The sequence below is a fragment of the Sphaerothrix gracilis Ecp01 genome (assembly GCF_030405905.1).
In the GTDB taxonomy this organism is placed as follows: domain Bacteria; phylum Cyanobacteriota; class Cyanobacteriia; order Phormidesmidales; family Phormidesmidaceae; genus Sphaerothrix; species Sphaerothrix gracilis.
The window spans coordinates 307302-323941 of sequence record NZ_JASATW010000003.1 but is presented as its reverse complement, the minus strand read 5'-3'; the positions used below and the strand labels follow the sequence as shown (position 1 = coordinate 323941).

Annotated in this window: 15 protein-coding genes; 9 read left to right on the top strand and 6 right to left on the bottom strand. The window is 54.4% G+C overall.

Going from position 1 to position 16640, the window contains the following annotated elements:
* Positions 1-63 precede the first annotated feature (63 nt).
* The gene (locus tag QJQ48_RS05010) at positions 64-1197 is read right to left on the bottom strand and encodes an AI-2E family transporter (protein WP_346290099.1); all 1134 of its coding nucleotides are present in this window, start codon (positions 1195-1197) and stop codon (positions 64-66) included.
* 80 nt (positions 1198-1277) lie between these two features.
* Here QJQ48_RS05010 and recJ point away from each other — a divergent pair, with 80 nt between their 5' ends.
* Positions 1278-3608: a single-stranded-DNA-specific exonuclease RecJ gene (recJ, locus tag QJQ48_RS05005; protein ID WP_346290098.1), complete on the top strand. Its 2331-nt coding sequence runs from the start codon at positions 1278-1280 to the stop codon at positions 3606-3608.
* A gap of 10 nt (positions 3609-3618) precedes the next feature.
* Here the strand turns inward: recJ and QJQ48_RS05000 are convergent, their stop codons facing one another.
* Both QJQ48_RS05000 and QJQ48_RS04995 read right to left on the bottom strand, forming a co-directional pair.
* Positions 3619-3990: a hypothetical protein gene (locus QJQ48_RS05000; protein WP_346290097.1), complete on the bottom strand. Its 372-nt coding sequence runs from the start codon at positions 3988-3990 to the stop codon at positions 3619-3621.
* A gap of 11 nt (positions 3991-4001) precedes the next feature.
* Complete coding sequence (locus QJQ48_RS04995) at positions 4002-4706, bottom strand: hypothetical protein (RefSeq protein ID WP_346290096.1); 705 nt, start codon at positions 4704-4706, stop codon at positions 4002-4004.
* 527 nt (positions 4707-5233) lie between these two features.
* On the opposite strand from QJQ48_RS04995, the gene QJQ48_RS04990 reads away from it, so the two are divergent.
* Entirely contained in the window at positions 5234-5803 is a 570-nt protein-coding gene (locus QJQ48_RS04990; RefSeq protein WP_346290095.1) for a L,D-transpeptidase family protein, read from the top strand.
* Between the two features lie 83 nt (positions 5804-5886).
* Here the strand turns inward: QJQ48_RS04990 and QJQ48_RS04985 are convergent, their stop codons facing one another.
* From QJQ48_RS04985 to QJQ48_RS04975, 3 genes are all read right to left on the bottom strand, one after another.
* Complete coding sequence (locus QJQ48_RS04985) at positions 5887-6441, bottom strand: late competence development ComFB family protein (RefSeq protein WP_346290094.1); 555 nt, start codon at positions 6439-6441, stop codon at positions 5887-5889.
* Positions 6442-6616: 175 nt separating this feature from the next.
* A complete protein-coding gene (locus QJQ48_RS04980) occupies positions 6617-7546 on the bottom strand; it encodes a M23 family metallopeptidase (protein ID WP_346290093.1) in 930 nt (309 codons plus the stop codon).
* Between the two features lie 43 nt (positions 7547-7589).
* A complete protein-coding gene (locus QJQ48_RS04975; RefSeq protein WP_346290092.1) occupies positions 7590-7802 on the bottom strand; it encodes an Hfq-related RNA-binding protein in 213 nt (70 codons plus the stop codon).
* A 119-nt stretch (positions 7803-7921) separates the two neighbouring features.
* Here QJQ48_RS04975 and dapF point away from each other — a divergent pair, with 119 nt between their 5' ends.
* The 7 genes from dapF to QJQ48_RS04940 all read left to right on the top strand — a co-directional run bounded on the left by dapF (position 7922) and on the right by QJQ48_RS04940 (position 16417).
* Positions 7922-8773: a diaminopimelate epimerase gene (dapF, locus tag QJQ48_RS04970; protein ID WP_346290091.1), complete on the top strand. Its 852-nt coding sequence runs from the start codon at positions 7922-7924 to the stop codon at positions 8771-8773.
* Between the two features lie 14 nt (positions 8774-8787).
* On the top strand, positions 8788-9471 hold the full coding sequence (gene surE / locus QJQ48_RS04965; protein WP_346290090.1) for a 5'/3'-nucleotidase SurE: 684 nt from the start codon (positions 8788-8790) through the stop codon (positions 9469-9471).
* Positions 9472-9554: 83 nt separating this feature from the next.
* On the top strand, positions 9555-10571 hold the full coding sequence (locus QJQ48_RS04960; RefSeq protein ID WP_346290089.1) for a permease: 1017 nt from the start codon (positions 9555-9557) through the stop codon (positions 10569-10571).
* 9 nt (positions 10572-10580) lie between these two features.
* The gene (locus QJQ48_RS04955; protein WP_346290088.1) at positions 10581-11351 is read left to right on the top strand and encodes a TIGR03943 family putative permease subunit; all 771 of its coding nucleotides are present in this window, start codon (positions 10581-10583) and stop codon (positions 11349-11351) included.
* Positions 11341-12924 carry a hypothetical protein gene (locus tag QJQ48_RS04950; RefSeq protein ID WP_346290087.1) on the top strand — a complete coding sequence of 528 codons (1584 nt, stop codon included), beginning with the start codon at positions 11341-11343 and terminating at the stop codon, positions 12922-12924. The genes QJQ48_RS04955 and QJQ48_RS04950 overlap by 11 nt, the downstream gene beginning before the upstream one ends.
* A 323-nt stretch (positions 12925-13247) precedes the next feature.
* Positions 13248-14909: an iron uptake porin gene (locus tag QJQ48_RS04945; RefSeq protein ID WP_346290086.1), complete on the top strand. Its 1662-nt coding sequence runs from the start codon at positions 13248-13250 to the stop codon at positions 14907-14909.
* A 56-nt stretch (positions 14910-14965) separates the two neighbouring features.
* Positions 14966-16417: a hypothetical protein gene (locus tag QJQ48_RS04940; protein WP_346290085.1), complete on the top strand. Its 1452-nt coding sequence runs from the start codon at positions 14966-14968 to the stop codon at positions 16415-16417.
* Positions 16418-16640 lie beyond the last annotated feature (223 nt).

Here is a 16640-nt window from a genome sequence, read left to right as displayed (position 1 = left end):
GGTTATTTTTATGATCATAAGGGCCAGCTATCGGGAGTTCCACGATCCCCCTATCTGACTGGGCTAAATTTCTTCTGAAGTCCCTTCCATGCCATCGGCAGCCGCGACGGCTTCAGCGCTTGTCAGCGGCAGCGGCTGGGGCAAAATGGTCACTGCGGTTTGCGATCGCAGCGGATTTTCCACCCACCGATCCAAAATATCTTTGATCAGCAGCTCCTGCAGCCAGATTTTGCTGACCACAGCGAGGGGCAAGGCCAGCAGCAGTCCCAAAAAGCCAAAGGCCGTAGCAAAGAAAATCTGCGCGGCTAGGGTTAAAGCAGGCAGGAGAGAAACCTGGTGTGCCATGACGGTGGGGGTCAGCCAGTAGCTTTCGATGTTTTGGATAACAATGTAGAGGCCAAAAACCGCGATCGCCTTCCAGGGGTCGGGGGAAAGCAGGGCCACCAAAATCGGCGAGCCGACGCTGAGCGTGGGGCCGATATTGGGAATAAAGTTTAGCAGTCCGGCTAGCAGCGCGTGGGCTAGAACCAGCTTGATGCCTAAAACTGATAGTCCCAAAAAGCTAAGGGCAAATACGAACACCGAGCTGATCAGAATTCCCCCCATCCAGTTGACTAAGGCAACCTCGCACTCATGCAGAATTTCGTCAGCCCGCCGCCGGTAGAAGGAGGGAATCAGCCGCAGTCCGGCCCCGCGATAGGCGCTGGGGTTGACCGCCAGCATGATTGAGAGAATCACCACTAGCAGCGTCTGCAGAAGAATCTGCAGCGTATTGTTGAAGAAAGAGAAGAAGTTGCGAAAAATTCCCAGTGTGGAGGCATTTTGAGCCGCTAACCAGTCTGTGACCATTGACAGGCTAGGCAGCTCAAAAGGTAGATTTCCCTGTAGCTGACGGATGAAGTTGGGCAGTCCCTCAAATCCGGCAATTAAGATCTCAATTAGCAAGCTGAACTGCTCGACGAAAGGCGGCACAATGCCCACAAAAAACAGGGCTGCCAGCACGAAGAAAGCGACAATCACAGCCGGTAAGGCAAACCGACGCGGCGTTCCTAGCTGCTCTACCCGCCGGGCCAGAGAATTAAGCGCGATCGCAATAATGACGGCAGTAAAGATCAGCAGCAGAATTTGCCGAATCTGCCACAAAATATAGAGAGAAATAATCAGGCAAATTAGCCCCAGCCACTGTCCCAGTTTCACGCAGGTTATCCTTTGGTTAAAGGCGAATCTGCCCAAGCAATCGCCATTATTAACGCTTCCACGGCAAAATCAGAGCCTTAATGGTTAATTCTACGCATCAATGGCAGCTTCAACCGCGTTTTGATCTGCCTAAAGATTGGCTATCGGTGGTGCTGCAGCAGAGCGGACTGGACCAGCCGCCTGAATACCTGGCTCAGCTTCTCTGGCAGCGCGGTTATCGCTCAGCCGAGCAGCTAGCGGGCTTTTTTAATCCCCAACAGTATCAGCCTGCTTCTCCTTTCGAGTTTGGCCCAGAGATGCCGCGAGCGGTTGAGCGGCTGCAGCAAGCCTATCAGCGGGCAGAGAAAGTAGCCATTTGGGGCGATTTTGACGCCGATGGCGTCACAGCAACGGCGGTTTTATGGGAAGGGTTGGGCCAGTTCTTTCCGTCTGAGCGGCTCACCTACGTGATTCCCAATCGGCTAAAGGAATCGCACGGGCTACAGGCGGAGGGACTAGAGCGGCTGGCTGCTGCGGGCTACACGTTAATTGTGACCTGTGACACGGGCAGCACTAACTTAGCGGAGCTAGACCTCTGCCAGCAACTAGGGCTAGACGTGATTATCACCGACCACCATACGCTTCCTGCGCAGCGACCGCCAGTTGAGGCCATCATCAATCCCCGCTATCTAGCCGCCGATCATCCCCTGGCTTCTCTCTCAGGCGTAGCGGTGGCCTACAAGCTGATAGAGGCGCTCTACCAAACCCTGCCCGCTGTCCCCCAGCAGCCTTTAGAGCAGCTCATCGATCTAGTAGCGATTGGCCTGATTGCTGACCTGGTTGAACTCAAAGGGGACTGTCGCTACCTAGCTCAAATGGGCATTCAAAAACTGCAGCAGCGATCGCAGCTAGCGCCTGACGAAACCGCCCATCGTCCCGGTGTTGTAGAGCTTTTATCGCTCTGCAAGCGCAGCGGCGATCGCCCCACAGATATCTCCTTTGGCATTGGCCCTCGCATCAACGCAGTCAGCCGCATTCATGGCGATGCCAGCTTTTGCGTCGAGCTGTTGACCAGTCATGACCCACAGCGCTGCCACCAGCTCGCCGTTGAAACCGAGCTAGCCAATACCCGCCGCAAAGCCCTACAGCGAGACTTACAGCAGCAGGTATCCCAGCAGCTTCAGCAGCTTGATCTCTCAACTACCCGCGTCATTGTGCTGGCGGATATGCAATGGCCCGTCGGCATCCTGGGTCTGGTAGCAGGCCAGATTGCCCAGCAGTATCACCGCCCCACCATTTTGCTCAGCCTTGATCCACCTAGCCCGGACGGTTCAACACCTCAGCTAGCTAGAGGCTCAGCCCGATCGCCTCAGCAGGTCGATCTCTATCAGCTTGTCCAGTCTCAGGCTCATTTACTCCGTAGCTTTGGCGGTCATCCCTACGCGGCGGGGCTGAGTTTACCCGCCGCCAACATTCCGCTGTTTACCGAAGCTATTAATCGTCAACTGCGAGAGCAGCAAAGTGCCACCGCGATCGCCGCCGCCGCCATTCTCACCGCTGACCTAGAAGTCACTGTGGCCGAACTGGGGCAGTCTCTTTTCAAACAGCTTAAGCAGCTAGAACCCTGCGGCATGGGCAATCCGGTGCCGCGCCTGCTGCTGCGCAACTGCTGGTTCAACAACGCCCGCAACTACAATATCCGCGATCAGCGAGGCGACAAAGTCCGCTACATCAAAACCGACTTCGACCTCTGCGACGCTACCGATAGTACTGGCTTTCCTGGTCACTGGTGGGAGCACTACCGCGATGATCTGCCAGCGGGTTCCTGCGATGTGATAGCTGAGCTGGATTTAAACCCCTATCAAAAACGCTATGAGGTACGACTACTAGCAGTTCGTCCTACAGCGGTTGTACAGGCGGCTGACGAGACGGCAAAGTGGCTGGTTGACCAGCGGACAGCGAACGCAGATACGCCAAGGTCAGCCCTTGTGCTGCAGCACTGCCCGACTCAGTGGCAGGATTTTCAGCCCTGGCTGCAGCAGGCCCTCCAGCAGCAGCAGGCTTTGACTTTGGCCTATACGCCTCCTGAGCAGCCTGCGCCCCAACAGATTGTAATGACCCTGCTGGGCATCGCCAAGTATCTTTACCGCCAGCAGCAAACAGCCACACGCCCTCAACTGCTGGAAAAGCTTGGCCTCAGCGATCGCACCCTCGCCCTAGCCTTAGACTGCCTGGAGCAGCTCGGCTTTAAGCTGGTGCGAACGGAGCAGGGGGTGAGCGTAATCGATTTACCCGCAGCGCTAGCAGTTTCTGAATCAGGGGCAATTGCCTCCCTGATTGCCGCTATTCAGGAGGAGCAGTTTCGCCGCCAGTATTTCTGCCAGGTACCCTTATCTACGCTGCAGGCCGTTGCCCACCACATGTTTGGCTAACTGCATTTGCTCAGCCTGGACGAGACTCAGACTCGCAGGGATCTTCCATTATGGGTGAAGCCTTGGCCACCGTATCGCGGGCAACGACTGTAGAGAGATCAAATGCTTTGGCGACCGGCACTGCTGTAGCGACTGCGGCTAGGGCCGACTGCTGGCTGATTTCTTCAGCCTGCTGTAGGCTAGGTGAGATTTGGAGCACCAGCTCAATGCGTTCGGCTTTATTCGTTGCCGCCTGCTTTAAGCAGCCTCTAGCGGCAACTAACACCGGATTTGCTTCTCGATGGATAACAACCTCATCTAGCTCATATTTTTTCAACACTGCCTGCAGACTGGCAACTACATCATCTGCAAAAGCCTTGCGTTGACCTGTATTGCAATCCATTTTGCCTCCTTTTATCGAATCAGCACGATAGCTGCTGCGGTTCTGACATCACTTACATCATCACGACCGGAACGACGGCCATCTCCCGGCAAGAAATAGATATCCGCGAAGGTAAAGCTCATAAACGGCTCAAGCTGGGAATTCAAGGCAGCCTGCAGTGGGCCAATGCCGCCGGGAATGCTGCTGTTGAGTCTGTCAGCAACTTCGCCACCGCAGACCCCTGCCGACTCCGTACGGTTCCACTCCCACTGATCCACATTCGCCCGCAGCCTGCCGCCACTGTCTAGAGAGACCAGGATGTAATAGTGAACAGTGACGCGGGTGTCGCCGCCAGGGGCGAAACAATACCAGGGTAAATCGATCCGTACCCGGAAGGAAAGGTCGATGAAGACTCGCCAGGCCGGATGACGTGCCGGTTCTCTCGAACCGAGGAAGGTGGCGCTATAGGGCACCATACCGGCGCGGATGCCGGTGATACGGCTGACGCCGCTGGGTAAGCTGCTGTCTACAATACTGCGGTTGGCTGGCGTATCTAGGGTTGATGTTAGCGGAATCACAATTTCGGAGTTGTTGCGTACCCGCGCCAGAGAAGCGCGGCGATCGCCAAAAGTCCAGGTGACCCAAGCCCATCCGCCGGTGCCAAACTCAATGCTGTTACAGTTGGCCGCCCCGGTGAAATCTCGCTCCTCAAAGATACAGCTCGTTAATGCTGGCATTCTTGCCTCCTTCATTCATAGAGATGAATGCTTGCAGGTGAACAGGCAATTTCTTCCGTGCCTAGACTGGCATGGTCAAAATAAGCAACCGGCTGAATTGATGCGTTTAGGCAAGCGGTGAGAAATTCAGCTCGGTTTGAGTTTTAAGCGTTAAAGGTGCGTCGGTTAAAAAATTTGAGTCTGAATAAGTTCTGGTAGAAGCTGCTCGCCCTGGCTTAGACTACGCTAGGGGCAAATAAAACCCACCAGGCCAAAACGGCTAAGATTAAAACGCAGACTTTGACAGCAATGTAGAGAAAGCTATCGGGAGCAATAAAGCTATGCATAGAATCCCTCCAAGCTTTTAATTTCTCAGGCTAGACGCCCTATCTCTATTTTCTTCATCACAGCGGGCCGCTCAGCCGAAATTTGACATTTTGTTAGGCTTATTCGCTAGCGGGTACAACTGTCCCCGGCTGACAGAAAGCCTTGTTACTATTGATGCAGACAAATAGTGTGACTCCGAAAAGCTTGAGCTGCTTAACGCTATGCTGACCCATCAGCCCATTACTCGCTGCATTATGGTGCTGAGCTTCGGCGCGGCGGCGTTGCTGGTAGCAACTGAGTGGGCCTCACCGCAGTGGCAGTCCTCAGCGCCCGTTGGCTCGCCTAAAACGCTGTGGCGCTACGAAGGCTTCAACCCTATGCCGCGTGTTTCAGCCAAAGCGAAAAATACGGAACTGGTGGTGAGTTTAGCAGAGCGGCGGCTTCAGCTCTATGTGGAAGATCAGCTCGCCGCCAGCTATGACATTGCGGTGGGTCAGGCTGATTGGCAAACGCCTACGGGCAGCTTCAAAGTACGGCAAAAGCAGGAACATCCGGCCTGGCAGCATCCTATTACCGGCGAGGTGATTCCGCCAGGGCCAGAAAATCCGCTAGGGGCTAGATGGCTAGGATTTTGGTCTGACGGCAGACACGCTATTGGCTTTCACGGCACTAATCAGGAAGAATTTATCGGTCAGGCGGTTTCTCACGGCTGCATCCGTCTGCGCGATCGCGATATTCGCAGTCTCTACGATCAGGTAGATATCGGCGCGACCGTGATTGTAAAGCCCTAGAAACGTCAAAATAAATCCGTCGATTTGAACAATCGACGGATTCACTGAGATTGCGATTGAGGCTGAGTCGGCCTAAAACTGCTCTAGGCAGTCTGAGGCACATGCTCGAACTTATAGGCGTGTTCCTTGAGCAGTTCACTTACCTGGGTCAGAACAGCGTCATCACCTGTGCTGTTTTTCTGAATTGAAGTCCGCTCAGGATAGAAGTCAGGCTGGTTCAGGTTGTGAGCAATCGCATCTTTGACGTGCTGAGAAATCAGGTTGAATAGCTCATCTTTGGCCTTGCCCCGCTGATAGTTAGCGCCTTCTTCCGTCGTGGCATAGAGGGGAGGCAGGCGGTTGAGCGCATAGGCCGCCACATCGCCTAAATCTAGGGTGCAGTCGCTAGCGGCTTCAATCTCAGCTACGCGAGCGATCGCTTCGGTCAGCACCAGCTCCTCCATCACGTTGATGAACTGCTTCCGAGGAACTGCAACCACCTCTCCGGTTAAAAGCGCTCCCATCAGACGATCGAGAGCCATGTACTCTTCAATCGAAAGCTCAGAAGCCGTATCACAAATACGGCCTACCTCCGCTTCCATAGCAGGCGTCAAATATCCATCCTGCAGAGCTTGCTCAACAATTTTTTCAATAGTCATTCGGCTTGAGAACTCCGTTGAACTAGGGGTATAGAAGCCGTAGCGCATCTAGGCTGAGACTCTAGGCTTTCATTGTTCTGGCTGTAGTGTGCCCACCTTGTACTACAGAGAAACTTTTTTCAGGGCAAATCGGGCCTATCTGGCAAAAACCAGTGTTGCTCAGCCAAACCGGGTATTAATCAATGCTCTGATCGCGCCACTGCGTCGGATCTACGGCTACGCCGTTGACGTATAAGCCCCAGTGCAGATGCGGCCCAGTTGAGGCCCCGGTAGAGCCAATGGCGCCAACAGGCTGTCCGGCCTGCACAAAATCCCCCTCTTGCACGTCAATGCGACTGAGGTGAATAAAAATGCTGAGTACGCCTTGGCCGTGATCAATGCCGATAGTATTGCCGTGCAGCTCAAAGCCATCCGCGACCCGTCCCACCAGTCGCACCTGCCCTGCTGCCGGAGCCACCACAGGGGTGCCCGTGGGAGCTGCATAGTCTACGCCGCGATGGTAATAGTCCTCAGCAAAAACGCCATTATAGTAGCGCCGCACGCCATAGGGAGTGCTGACGCGACCGCTGCTAGGCCGCTGCAGTGGCCCATTCCAGTACTTTTCGGGGCTAACTGTCTGTTTGAAGGTCCCCACTCGATCAAATTCATAGTCCGTGCCTTCAATCCCGGCGCGATCGGCAGGTAGCCAGATTCGCTGAGTCGGGAAACTGCGGTTGCGCAGCCAAACTGTGAGGTTGCGGGTCGGCTCTTGGCCAATTACCCGGACAATGTGCTCCCCGGAGCGATCGAGGGGGCTGGTGGGAATCAGCGCCCGGTAGCGATTGTTGCCAAGGGGAAAGCTGGCAAACTCCTGCTGGTCGTCTAGGGTAATCGTAGGCGGCTCGGTTGAGGCTGGATCTTCGGCCTGCACCACCACGGAGAAAGTTGTTCCCAGCTCTGGATCACCAGGATTGATGGCAACCTGATAGGCCTGGGCAGCCTGCTGCCCCAGAACAACCAGCAGGGTCAAGGTGCTGGCAAATAACAGCCAGAGTCCATAGCGCCAATACAGCGAAGTTCGCTGGCGAAATAGAAAACTCAGGCGAGGGTTGAAAGCGGGTTTCATAGTGCGTGAGGAAAACGAGTGAGTCTAAATAATGATGGCTGGCTTAGAGCAGCTTCAAATAGGCGATCGCGTGTCGCCACAGAATCAGCGTTTGCCCTTCATTGCCATCCACACAGAGGCAATGAGGATCCTGCCAGCGCAGGGTGCCGTTAATCACATCGCTGGTGACTAGCTTAATTTCAATTGCCTGTTTTTCTCGAATCAGGGATTGAAACTGATGAACGCTCGGCAGTCCGGTTTCTAGTTCAGTAGCCATAACTTTAAATGAAGCTAAAACGGTGTAAAAGGTTCAACTTTAATTTACCTGCCCAACCTGATTTAATTGATTACCTGTGGACTGGTTACAATAGTTGACATTTGCAAAGGGAGAGGGGCATGGCGGCGTTTACTAAGTATCACGGCTTGGGCAATGATTTTGTGCTGATTGATAATCGGCAGCAGTCAGAGCCGCTGCTAACTCCGGCAGAAGCTATCCGCCTGTGCGATCGCCACTTTGGCATTGGCGCAGACGGCGTTATTTTCGCCCTGCCCGGTACCGGCGACCACGACTACGCCATGCGCATTTTCAACTCTGACGGCTCAGAGCCAGAAATGTGCGGCAACGGCATTCGCTGCCTGGCGAAGTTTCTGATCGATCTAGAGACTGCATCGGGGCAGACACCGCAGTTGCCCAAACGCTATGCGGTTAACACCCTAGCCGGAACTATTGTGCCGCAGCTACAGGCCGACGGTCAGGTGACGGTGGATATGGGGCCACCCCGGCTGCTGGCCGCCGCGATTCCCACGACCCTGGCGGCGAGTGAGGAGAAAGTAGTTGATCAGGCGATCGCGGTGGCCGGACAAACCTGGCAGGTCACCTGTGTCAGCATGGGCAATCCCCACTGTATTACTTTCGTCGAGGATGTAACGGCAATAGATCTGGCTCAAGTTGGCCCCCAGTTTGAACATCACGCCGCTTTTCCAGAGCGGATCAACACTGAGTTTATTCAGGTGGTGCATCCAGGACATTTGAAAATGCGGGTGTGGGAGCGGGGCGCAGGCCCCACTCTGGCCTGCGGTACGGGAGCCTGTGCCTCCCTGGTAGCCGCAGTGCTCAACGGCAAAAGCGATCGCCAAGCGACAGTAGAGCTACCGGGTGGGCCGCTGCAGATTGAGTGGTCCGCCGCCGATAATCACGTCTACATGACCGGCCCAGCCGAAAAAGTGTTTACAGGCGAACTGGCATAGACTTTCCACCAATTATGACTATTGTTTTAACCAACGACGACGGCATTGACGCACCGGGAATTGCCGCCCTACAGGCAGCTCTGGGCGATCGCGCTACAGTGTGGGTCGCACCGAATCAGCCGCTATCGGGCTGTAGCCATCAAATTAATCGGGGCGGAGCCATCTCAATTGAACAGCGCGGCGGCGATCGCTATGCCATTGGTGGCACGCCGGCTGACTGTACTCGTGTGGCCCTGAGTCATCTGTGCCCGCAGGCCGAATTTGTCCTATCTGGCATCAATGCTGGCGGTAATTTAGGGGCTGATATCTACGTATCGGGGACGGTAGCAGCAGTTCGAGAAGCGGCGCTATTGCGAGTTCCAGGCATTGCACTGTCCCACTATATTCAGCGGGGGCGGCTGATTGACTGGGCAGCGGCGGCGCGGTTGACGGCCAAAGTGTTAGATAAGCTCCTGCAGCAGCCCTTACCAGCAGGGGCCTTTTGGAACGTCAATTTGCCCCATCTAGCCGCAAACGATCCCGATCCAGAAATGGTCTTTTGTCCCACCTGCACCCAGCCCCTGCCCACTGACTATGCTGTTGAGAACAATCAGTTTCGCTATGTGGGCCAGTACGGCCAGCGACAGCGAGATCCGGGAGCCGATGTCGAAGTCTGTTTCTCCGGCAAAGTCAGCATTACTCAGGTGCGTCTCTGGTAAAGCGATCCCCAAGTTTAGTGATTCACTGCCTGATTTCAGTAGAATAGCTAAGCAAGATAAAAGGACGTTTCCCTGAAGACGTAATGGCCCTCACCCAGATCAGTAATGCTTTGACGCTGTTCTTCAGCTTGCTGGTGGAAGCGATTCCCTTTCTCCTGTTGGGAGTCACTTTTTCTAGCGTGCTGCTGCTGTTTGTAGACGAGCAGCGTTTGGTCGCTGCCATGCCGCGCAATCCCTTGTTAGGTGCGCTGGCAGGCAGCCTAGTGGGCTTTTTGTTTCCGGTCTGTGAGTGCGGCAATGTGCCTGTGGCTCGGCGGCTGCTGCTGCAGCAGGCTCCGGCTTCGGTGGCGGTCGGTTTTCTGTTAGCGGCTCCCACTATCAATCCCATCGTCATCTGGGCGACCTGGACGGCCTTTCGCGATCAGCCAGAAATTGTGGTGCTGCGGGTGCTGTTTTCCCTAATTATTGCAACGCTGATTGGCTGGGTGTTCAGCGTGCAGAAAGATTTACGGCCCTTACTACAGCCCTCGCTAGCCCGTTTGATGCCAGAGCCTCAGCCAGAGTGGGGGGTGGAGGCGGCTTCACCCCTGCTGCAGTCGGGCACCTATATAATGCAAAAGCCAGGACAGACCGTTTCGCTGGCAGCGGCGACCTATGGCGTGCCCTTACCCAGTCTGGTGCGGAAGCCCTGGTCTGATAAGCTGCGGCTGCTGTTAGACAACATTATTCAAGAGTTCCGGGAGCTGGGAGCTGTTTTACTGCTGGGCAGCGCGATCGCCGCTTTTGTGCAGGTGGCGCTGCCCCGCGAAGTGGTTTTGAGCCTGGGCCAGGGGCCTGTAACCTCTATCGTGGCGATGATGGTGCTGGCTTGGGTAGTCTCTATCTGCTCGACGGTAGACTCCTTTTTTGCCCTGTCTTTTGCCTCTACTTTCACGAGCGGCTCGCTGCTGGCTTTTTTGGTCTTTGGCCCCATGATCGACCTGAAAAATATTAGCCTGCTGCTGACGGTGTTTCGCCCCCGGGCAATTTTGTACCTTTTTGGTCTGGCAGCGCAGCTCACCTTCGTGTTGACCCTACTGATTAACTTGTATTTGGGATAAAAAAGCGAGATGAGACGTCAGCGATCGCCCTACATTCCCTGGACAGAAATTCTAGACATTTTGGTACTGCTAGCCTGGGGCGCGGCTTTACTCAAGTACTGGCTTACGGGACAGCTCAGCATTCTGCTGCACCCGGACTATCGCTGGCTCTCCAACTCAGCGGCCATTGTGCTTTTGCTGATAGCCGCGATTCGCACTCTGCGCCTCATTCAGACGCTCTGGGGCCAGCGCCCCCAAGCGATCGCCAATCCCCGCCACTTCACCCTGCTGCCCCCCAGCGTCAGCAGCTTTATGCTGCTAGCGGTCGCCGTCTTTGGCCTCACCTATACCCCCCGCGCTTTTGCCAGCGATACAGCCCTGCAGCGCGGCATCACCGACACCTTGACCCTGACGCGATCGCAGCCGCAGCAGTTTCGCTTAGACAATAACCCCGCCGAACGCTCGGTGATTGACTGGGTGCGGACCATCAATGCCTACCCAGAACCCGACGCCTATAGCGATCAGGCGGTCAACGTCAGCGGCTTTGTGATCCACCCGCCTGACTGGCCCGATAACTATTTGATGGTGTCTCGCTTTGTGCTCACCTGCTGCGCCGCCGATGCCTATCCGGTGGGGCTGCCGGTAAAGCTAGTGGGCGATCGTACTGCCTATGAGCCCGACACCTGGATAGAAGTGCAAGGCACCATGATGACTGAAACCTTGGCAGAGCGGCGGCAGCTCGTGATCGACTCTGCCAGCCTGACTGAAATTCCAGAGCCGGATAATCCCTATGAGTACTAATCGCAGACGGCAGCTGCGTTTACTGCCAATCGATCGCGTAGCTATCAGCTTTATGGCGGCCCTAGCCGTGGCGGTGGTGCTTTTGCTGCTGATTGGCGATCGGGCCGCGGCGCGGGTGCGCTCTTTTTCTTGGGAAGGGCATCACATCGGTGCGGAAGACGTAGCCTTCGTGATGGCGTTTAGTCGGCCTATGGATCACGACAGCGTCGAGACTAATCTACGCATCACGCCGCCGCTGGCAGGCAAGTTTAGCTGGGCTGGCCGCCGCATGGCCTATACCCTTGCTGCCCCTATTCCCTATGGTGAGACCTTTGAGGTGGCGCTGCCCAATGCCCGCGATCGCTTCACGGCGACAACTGAGCCAGCCAAGTTTTTGGCATTTGAGGGGACGTTTCAGTCCCGCGATCGCGCCTTTGTCTACCTGGGGGTTGAAGGCGAAGAAAAGGGCCGCCTGGTGCTGTTTAACCTCAATCAGCCAGAGCAGCAAAAGCAGCTACTCACGCCCCCCAACCTGGTTGTTTTAGACTTTGAACCCTATCCCCTAGGCGATCGCCTGTTGTTTGCGGCAACTGATCTAGAAGCTTATCGGCAGGGTCAGCTCAACCAAAAACTTTACACCGTCACCACTGGCCTTCAGCCCAACGCCCCAGAACAGATAGGGGAAGCGGCTCAGCCTTTCTGGCAGCGCTGGTCGCCACTGGGCCAGTCGGCCCCACCCCCAGGCATCATTGAGCCTGTTCTAGACAATCAAACCTACCAGAACCTCAAATTTGATTTAGCGCCTAACGGTGAATTCATCGTGGTACAGCGGGTCAATCAGCAGGATCCCGCCGATTTCGGCCCTTGGATTGTACATGCCAACAGCTCACCGCAGCCGCTAGAAACCGAGCCGGGCGGAGACTTTTTGATTGCACCTGACAGCCAAACGCTGGTGATGCTGCAGGGAGAGGGCACTGCCGTCATTCCGCTGCCCGATGAGATAGGGGCAAAGCCACAAACGGCTGAACCGCTAGAATTTTTGGCTGACTATGGCCGGGTGATGGACATTGCCAGCGATGGCAGCGCTGCCGCAATGGTGAACTTCAACCAGAACAATCCTGAGCAGCGCTATACGGAATCGCTATTTTTGGTGACCAATCAGGGAGAGGAAAAAGAGCTGCTGACAGCAACAGGCTCCATCCTAGAGGCTAAGTTTGATCCCACTAACCGCATCCTCTATTGTCTTGCCAGTGAGCTAATTGAAGCTGAGGAGTACGTTGAGCAGCCTGTACTTACCTCCGTCAACGTTGAGACGGGGGAAATTCGCGATCTCCTAGCTTTACCCCCCCAGCGTAATATCAGCATCAGCTTGGCCCCGGATGGTCTAGCACTGCTATTTGATCAAGTCGTTTCGGTGGAGGCTTCCACCCCCAGCGACCTCCGCGCCGATGACGGCAGCGCTATCAGTACCAGCCGCATCTGGCTGCTGCCGCTGTTTAAAACTCCGATAGAGCGAACTGAGGGAATGCCAACTCAGGCTATTCAACCCCAAGAACTTCCGTTCGCCGGTCTGCGGCCTACCTGGCTGCCCTAAAGCTGCGGCAGCGCCAATTTAAATTGGCTGCAAATTGAATAAGCTTTTTGCCTACAGAAGTATATAGCGAATAGATGAGACATGCGGTTACCACAGCATGTTTACAATGTCATCTGCTCTCCAGCAGATCTATGGAAAAGATTGACAACATTTCCTTGTCAATTTGCTTGATTTTCTGTCTAATCTTCTAGGGCTTAAGCCCGTAAAGTTTTCGTCAAGAATTCAGCTATTTCCTGAAAATACTGAATGAATTGGTTCCTGAACGTTGTCCTTTGAATCTAGACATTATCCAATCGAGTGTGTGGTGTAAGGAGCCGAAACGAGTGTTTGAAAATAAGTATTGGCTATCAGGGCTGGCAGCTTCCTTGCTGCTGACGAGTGGCAATGCCGCTGTGGCAGCTATTCCAGAGAATGCTTTAGCAACGGAAGCCGATAGCAGCGCGTCTGAACTCGCAGCTGATTTATCAGTGGAATTGTTGACAGAACCGCTGACAGAGCCGTTAGCAGAGCCGCTACCAACAGCCCCTGTGCAGATAGCGCAGGCAACATCCGTCAGCAATTTGTCCGATGTTCGCCCTACGGATTGGGCTTACCAGGCTTTACGAACCCTCATCGAAGAATATCGCTGCCTGCAGGGCTACCCGGATAATACGTTTCGGGGCAATCAAACGGTGACCCGCTATGAGTTCGCCGCCAGTTTGACCGCCTGCTTAGATGCCATTGTGGCGATCGCGCCTCAAGATGGGCCGATGGTCGATCGCTTAGAGCGCGAGTTTGAGCCGGAACTGATTCGGCGGGTGGAAGTGCTAGAGGCTAGGGTAGAGGAGCTAGAAGAAAATCAGTTTTCAGATAATACCCGCCTGTTTGGTCAGGTAATTGTTGGTGTGCAGGGCCGCAGCAGTAACGAGGCAGATTTCTTCCCGGTAGACGGCGTGCGCGACACGGAAGATCCCGGTGACAGCGTTAACCTAATTACCAACGCTCAGCTCAGCCTGCTCACACAGCTCAATCCCCGCACGCTTTTGCTGACGGGCTTACAGGTGGGCCAAGGCAGCACCGCCCCCAGCTTGACTAACAACGTCCGGCTGGGCTACGAGGGGGATACCGATAATACTTTTAAGCTTAGCGACCTCACAGTTCGCCATTTGGTCAGCGATCGCCTTGCTGTCATCGTTGGGGCTGAGGGCGTCAACCCGGTCAACGTGTTTCGAGGTGCTAACCGGATCGAGAGCGCTGGCTCTGGCCCGCTCTCAGCCTTCGCCCAGCGCAACCCCATTATTAATATTGGCGGCGGGCGCGGTGGACTGGGGTTTGACTGGCAGATAGCCGACCGCCTCAGCCTGCAGGGGGTCTATTCTTCCAGCGGTCCCTCTGACCCAGAAGGAGGACTGTTTGGTGGCGATAACTCAGACACGACGTTTGGCGTTCAGTTCGCCGCCTCGCCCACGGACAACTTAGATATTGCGCTGCACTATATCAACTCTTATTCCACCATTGGTAATCTCAGAACCAACGTAGGGGACACCCAGCTTACCGCCGGAGATCCCACCCAGACTAACGCCATTGGCGCGACGGCTTCTTGGCAAATTTCGCCGGCAATTACTCTAGGCGGTTGGGGCGGCTACACCCGTTCTGAATCTCCTGATGAGCCAGGGGATGTGGAGACGACTAACTGGATGGTTTTTCTTAACTTCCCTGATCTGTTTGGCGAAGGCCATCTGGGCGGCATCTACCTGGGACAGCCACCGCGCATTGCCAGCAGCAATCTGAGGCAGGGCCAAAACATTCCTGACCTGCTAGCAGGCGGACTAGGAGATCCAGGGGATCAGCCCGGTAGCACCACGCACTTAGAAGTGTTTTATCGCTATCAGCTTACGGACAATATCAGCATTACCCCCGGCATCATCGCTATTTTTGAGCCAGCTAATACGCCAGACAGCGAAACTATCACTATCGGGGCTGTCCGCACGACGCTACGATTCTAAGTTTGTCCGTTTGCTCTGTTCATGACTATCTAAACTCAATTTCAGGAGTCTCAATCATGGGTAGCATCTACCAAAAAGCTGCATTAATGGCAGGCATAGGCGGTCTTGTAGTTTGGGCCAGCGGCTTAGAGGCCAAGGCCCAAATTGAGGTAACCGGCGGAGAACTTACCATTGACGGTGCTGAGGTCTTTCAGCCAGATTCAGGCGATCGCGTTCGGGTTGATTCACCGACAACAGTCATCGGCAACGAAACCAACGCAATCATCTATGACGGTAATTACCAGCTAGATCAGATTCAAATCGAAACCAATCAGGGGCCAATTCCCACAACTGCCATTTTTCAGCCAACGACCCTGCCGCAATTTGACGGTAATAGTGCTCCAATCACAGGCAACAATATCAACAACGGTAACTTTAGCGGCCAGTTTCAAGGAACGCTTTCATTCCGGAGCTTGACACCAAACGGGGGAGCCCTTTTCCGCAACATTCCAACCACGCTAAACTTCACCGTCACCGAAGCTACTAATCCAACAGAGCTAGGTGCAGTGACTGAGTTTCGGGCTGAAAATTTTGTCTTGACGGAAATCGGTAATGCTGAATCGGCTAATGCTGTTGGCGTAGTTGGACGGCAAACAGCAGTCAAGCTAGTGCAGTATGATTTGGGGAATTTAGACGGTTCTGCCCCTAACGGTGAGGCCACAGCAGAAAATCGCCAAGTCCTCAACCTATTTGTTCCAGCTGCCAGATATGACGTTGCTCGTGAAGGCGTTGGCTTCGGTTATGAGAGCCTTACGCTTGGCTTTGATGATGGTCAAATCTTTACGCCCCCAGGGTTTAATATTGACGGCAGCACCATCTTTGATAATGGTGTCATTGATGATAGTTTTGGCGTTTTAAACACGACGACGACTATCATTGATGGCTTTACCAGCAGCGAAATTGTGACAGTTACCTTTGGTGGTAGACGCCAGGCTAGACCTGTTTTGCCAACTACTATTTTTATCGTCAGGAGGGTTTTTGTTTTTCAAAACGTGCGGGGCGGGGTTTGGTTTGATCCACCTACCGCAGATGGTTTTGAATACACAATGACGCCGCGAGATGTGCCTGTGGGTCTTGCTAGCCGCGTTTTTCCAGGTATGACCGGGGTTGAGCAGGCTGAGGATGCCCTGTTTACCGCGATCAGCGGCTTTCCCCAAGATATCGACGCCGACGATCGCTTTACGGTTATTGTCGATGATCAGGTATTGGGCGAATTTGGCCCTGGCGATACGCTTAACTTCAGTGATTATGCTGAAGTCCTAGGCGATCGCCTCATTGAAGGTGAAGGTGTGCGCCAGTTCATCATTACTGATATTGAACCCTCCGTAGACTCAGAAGATCCGCGAGCTTTCCCACTGAAGATTGACTTCAGCACTCCCACCGCCAGCTTTGAAATGCGGGCTATGGAGGCAACAGCCTCAGTTCCCGAACCGGCTCAGGTCAGCTTGGAGCCGGATTCTGAGCAGTAGCTGACTCATTAGACTCACCGCTCAATAGTACGCTTGTGCCCTGTCTGCACCTTGGACGGGGCTTTTTGTCAGCGGTAAAACTGTTCTAGGTTTTCGATGTCCACAGGCTTTGTAACATTTTGAAAACAATCTCCGGGTTTATAGCGACTACGGAGGTTCTAAGGGAACCGAAGTTATCAGTAGAATGTCAGTTATCCCATACCAGTACTTAGGAGCATTAATG

Excerpts from the sequence above, each read along its gene's own strand:
- recJ (WP_346290098.1), top strand. The coding sequence starts at position 1,278 with ATGGTTAATTCTACGCATCAATGGCAGCTTCAACCGCGTTTTGATCTG.
- QJQ48_RS05000 (WP_346290097.1), bottom strand. The coding sequence starts at position 3,990 with ATGGATTGCAATACAGGTCAACGCAAGGCTTTTGCAGATGATGTAGTT.
- QJQ48_RS04995 (WP_346290096.1), bottom strand. The coding sequence starts at position 4,706 with ATGCCAGCATTAACGAGCTGTATCTTTGAGGAGCGAGATTTCACCGGG.
- QJQ48_RS04990 (WP_346290095.1), top strand. The coding sequence starts at position 5,234 with ATGCTGACCCATCAGCCCATTACTCGCTGCATTATGGTGCTGAGCTTC.
- QJQ48_RS04985 (WP_346290094.1), bottom strand. The coding sequence starts at position 6,441 with ATGACTATTGAAAAAATTGTTGAGCAAGCTCTGCAGGATGGATATTTG.
- QJQ48_RS04980 (WP_346290093.1), bottom strand. The coding sequence starts at position 7,546 with ATGAAACCCGCTTTCAACCCTCGCCTGAGTTTTCTATTTCGCCAGCGA.
- QJQ48_RS04975 (WP_346290092.1), bottom strand. The coding sequence starts at position 7,802 with ATGGCTACTGAACTAGAAACCGGACTGCCGAGCGTTCATCAGTTTCAA.
- dapF (WP_346290091.1), top strand. The coding sequence starts at position 7,922 with ATGGCGGCGTTTACTAAGTATCACGGCTTGGGCAATGATTTTGTGCTG.
- surE (WP_346290090.1), top strand. The coding sequence starts at position 8,788 with ATGACTATTGTTTTAACCAACGACGACGGCATTGACGCACCGGGAATT.
- QJQ48_RS04960 (WP_346290089.1), top strand. The coding sequence starts at position 9,555 with ATGGCCCTCACCCAGATCAGTAATGCTTTGACGCTGTTCTTCAGCTTG.
- QJQ48_RS04955 (WP_346290088.1), top strand. The coding sequence starts at position 10,581 with ATGAGACGTCAGCGATCGCCCTACATTCCCTGGACAGAAATTCTAGAC.
- QJQ48_RS04950 (WP_346290087.1), top strand. The coding sequence starts at position 11,341 with ATGAGTACTAATCGCAGACGGCAGCTGCGTTTACTGCCAATCGATCGC.
- QJQ48_RS04940 (WP_346290085.1), top strand. The coding sequence starts at position 14,966 with ATGGGTAGCATCTACCAAAAAGCTGCATTAATGGCAGGCATAGGCGGT.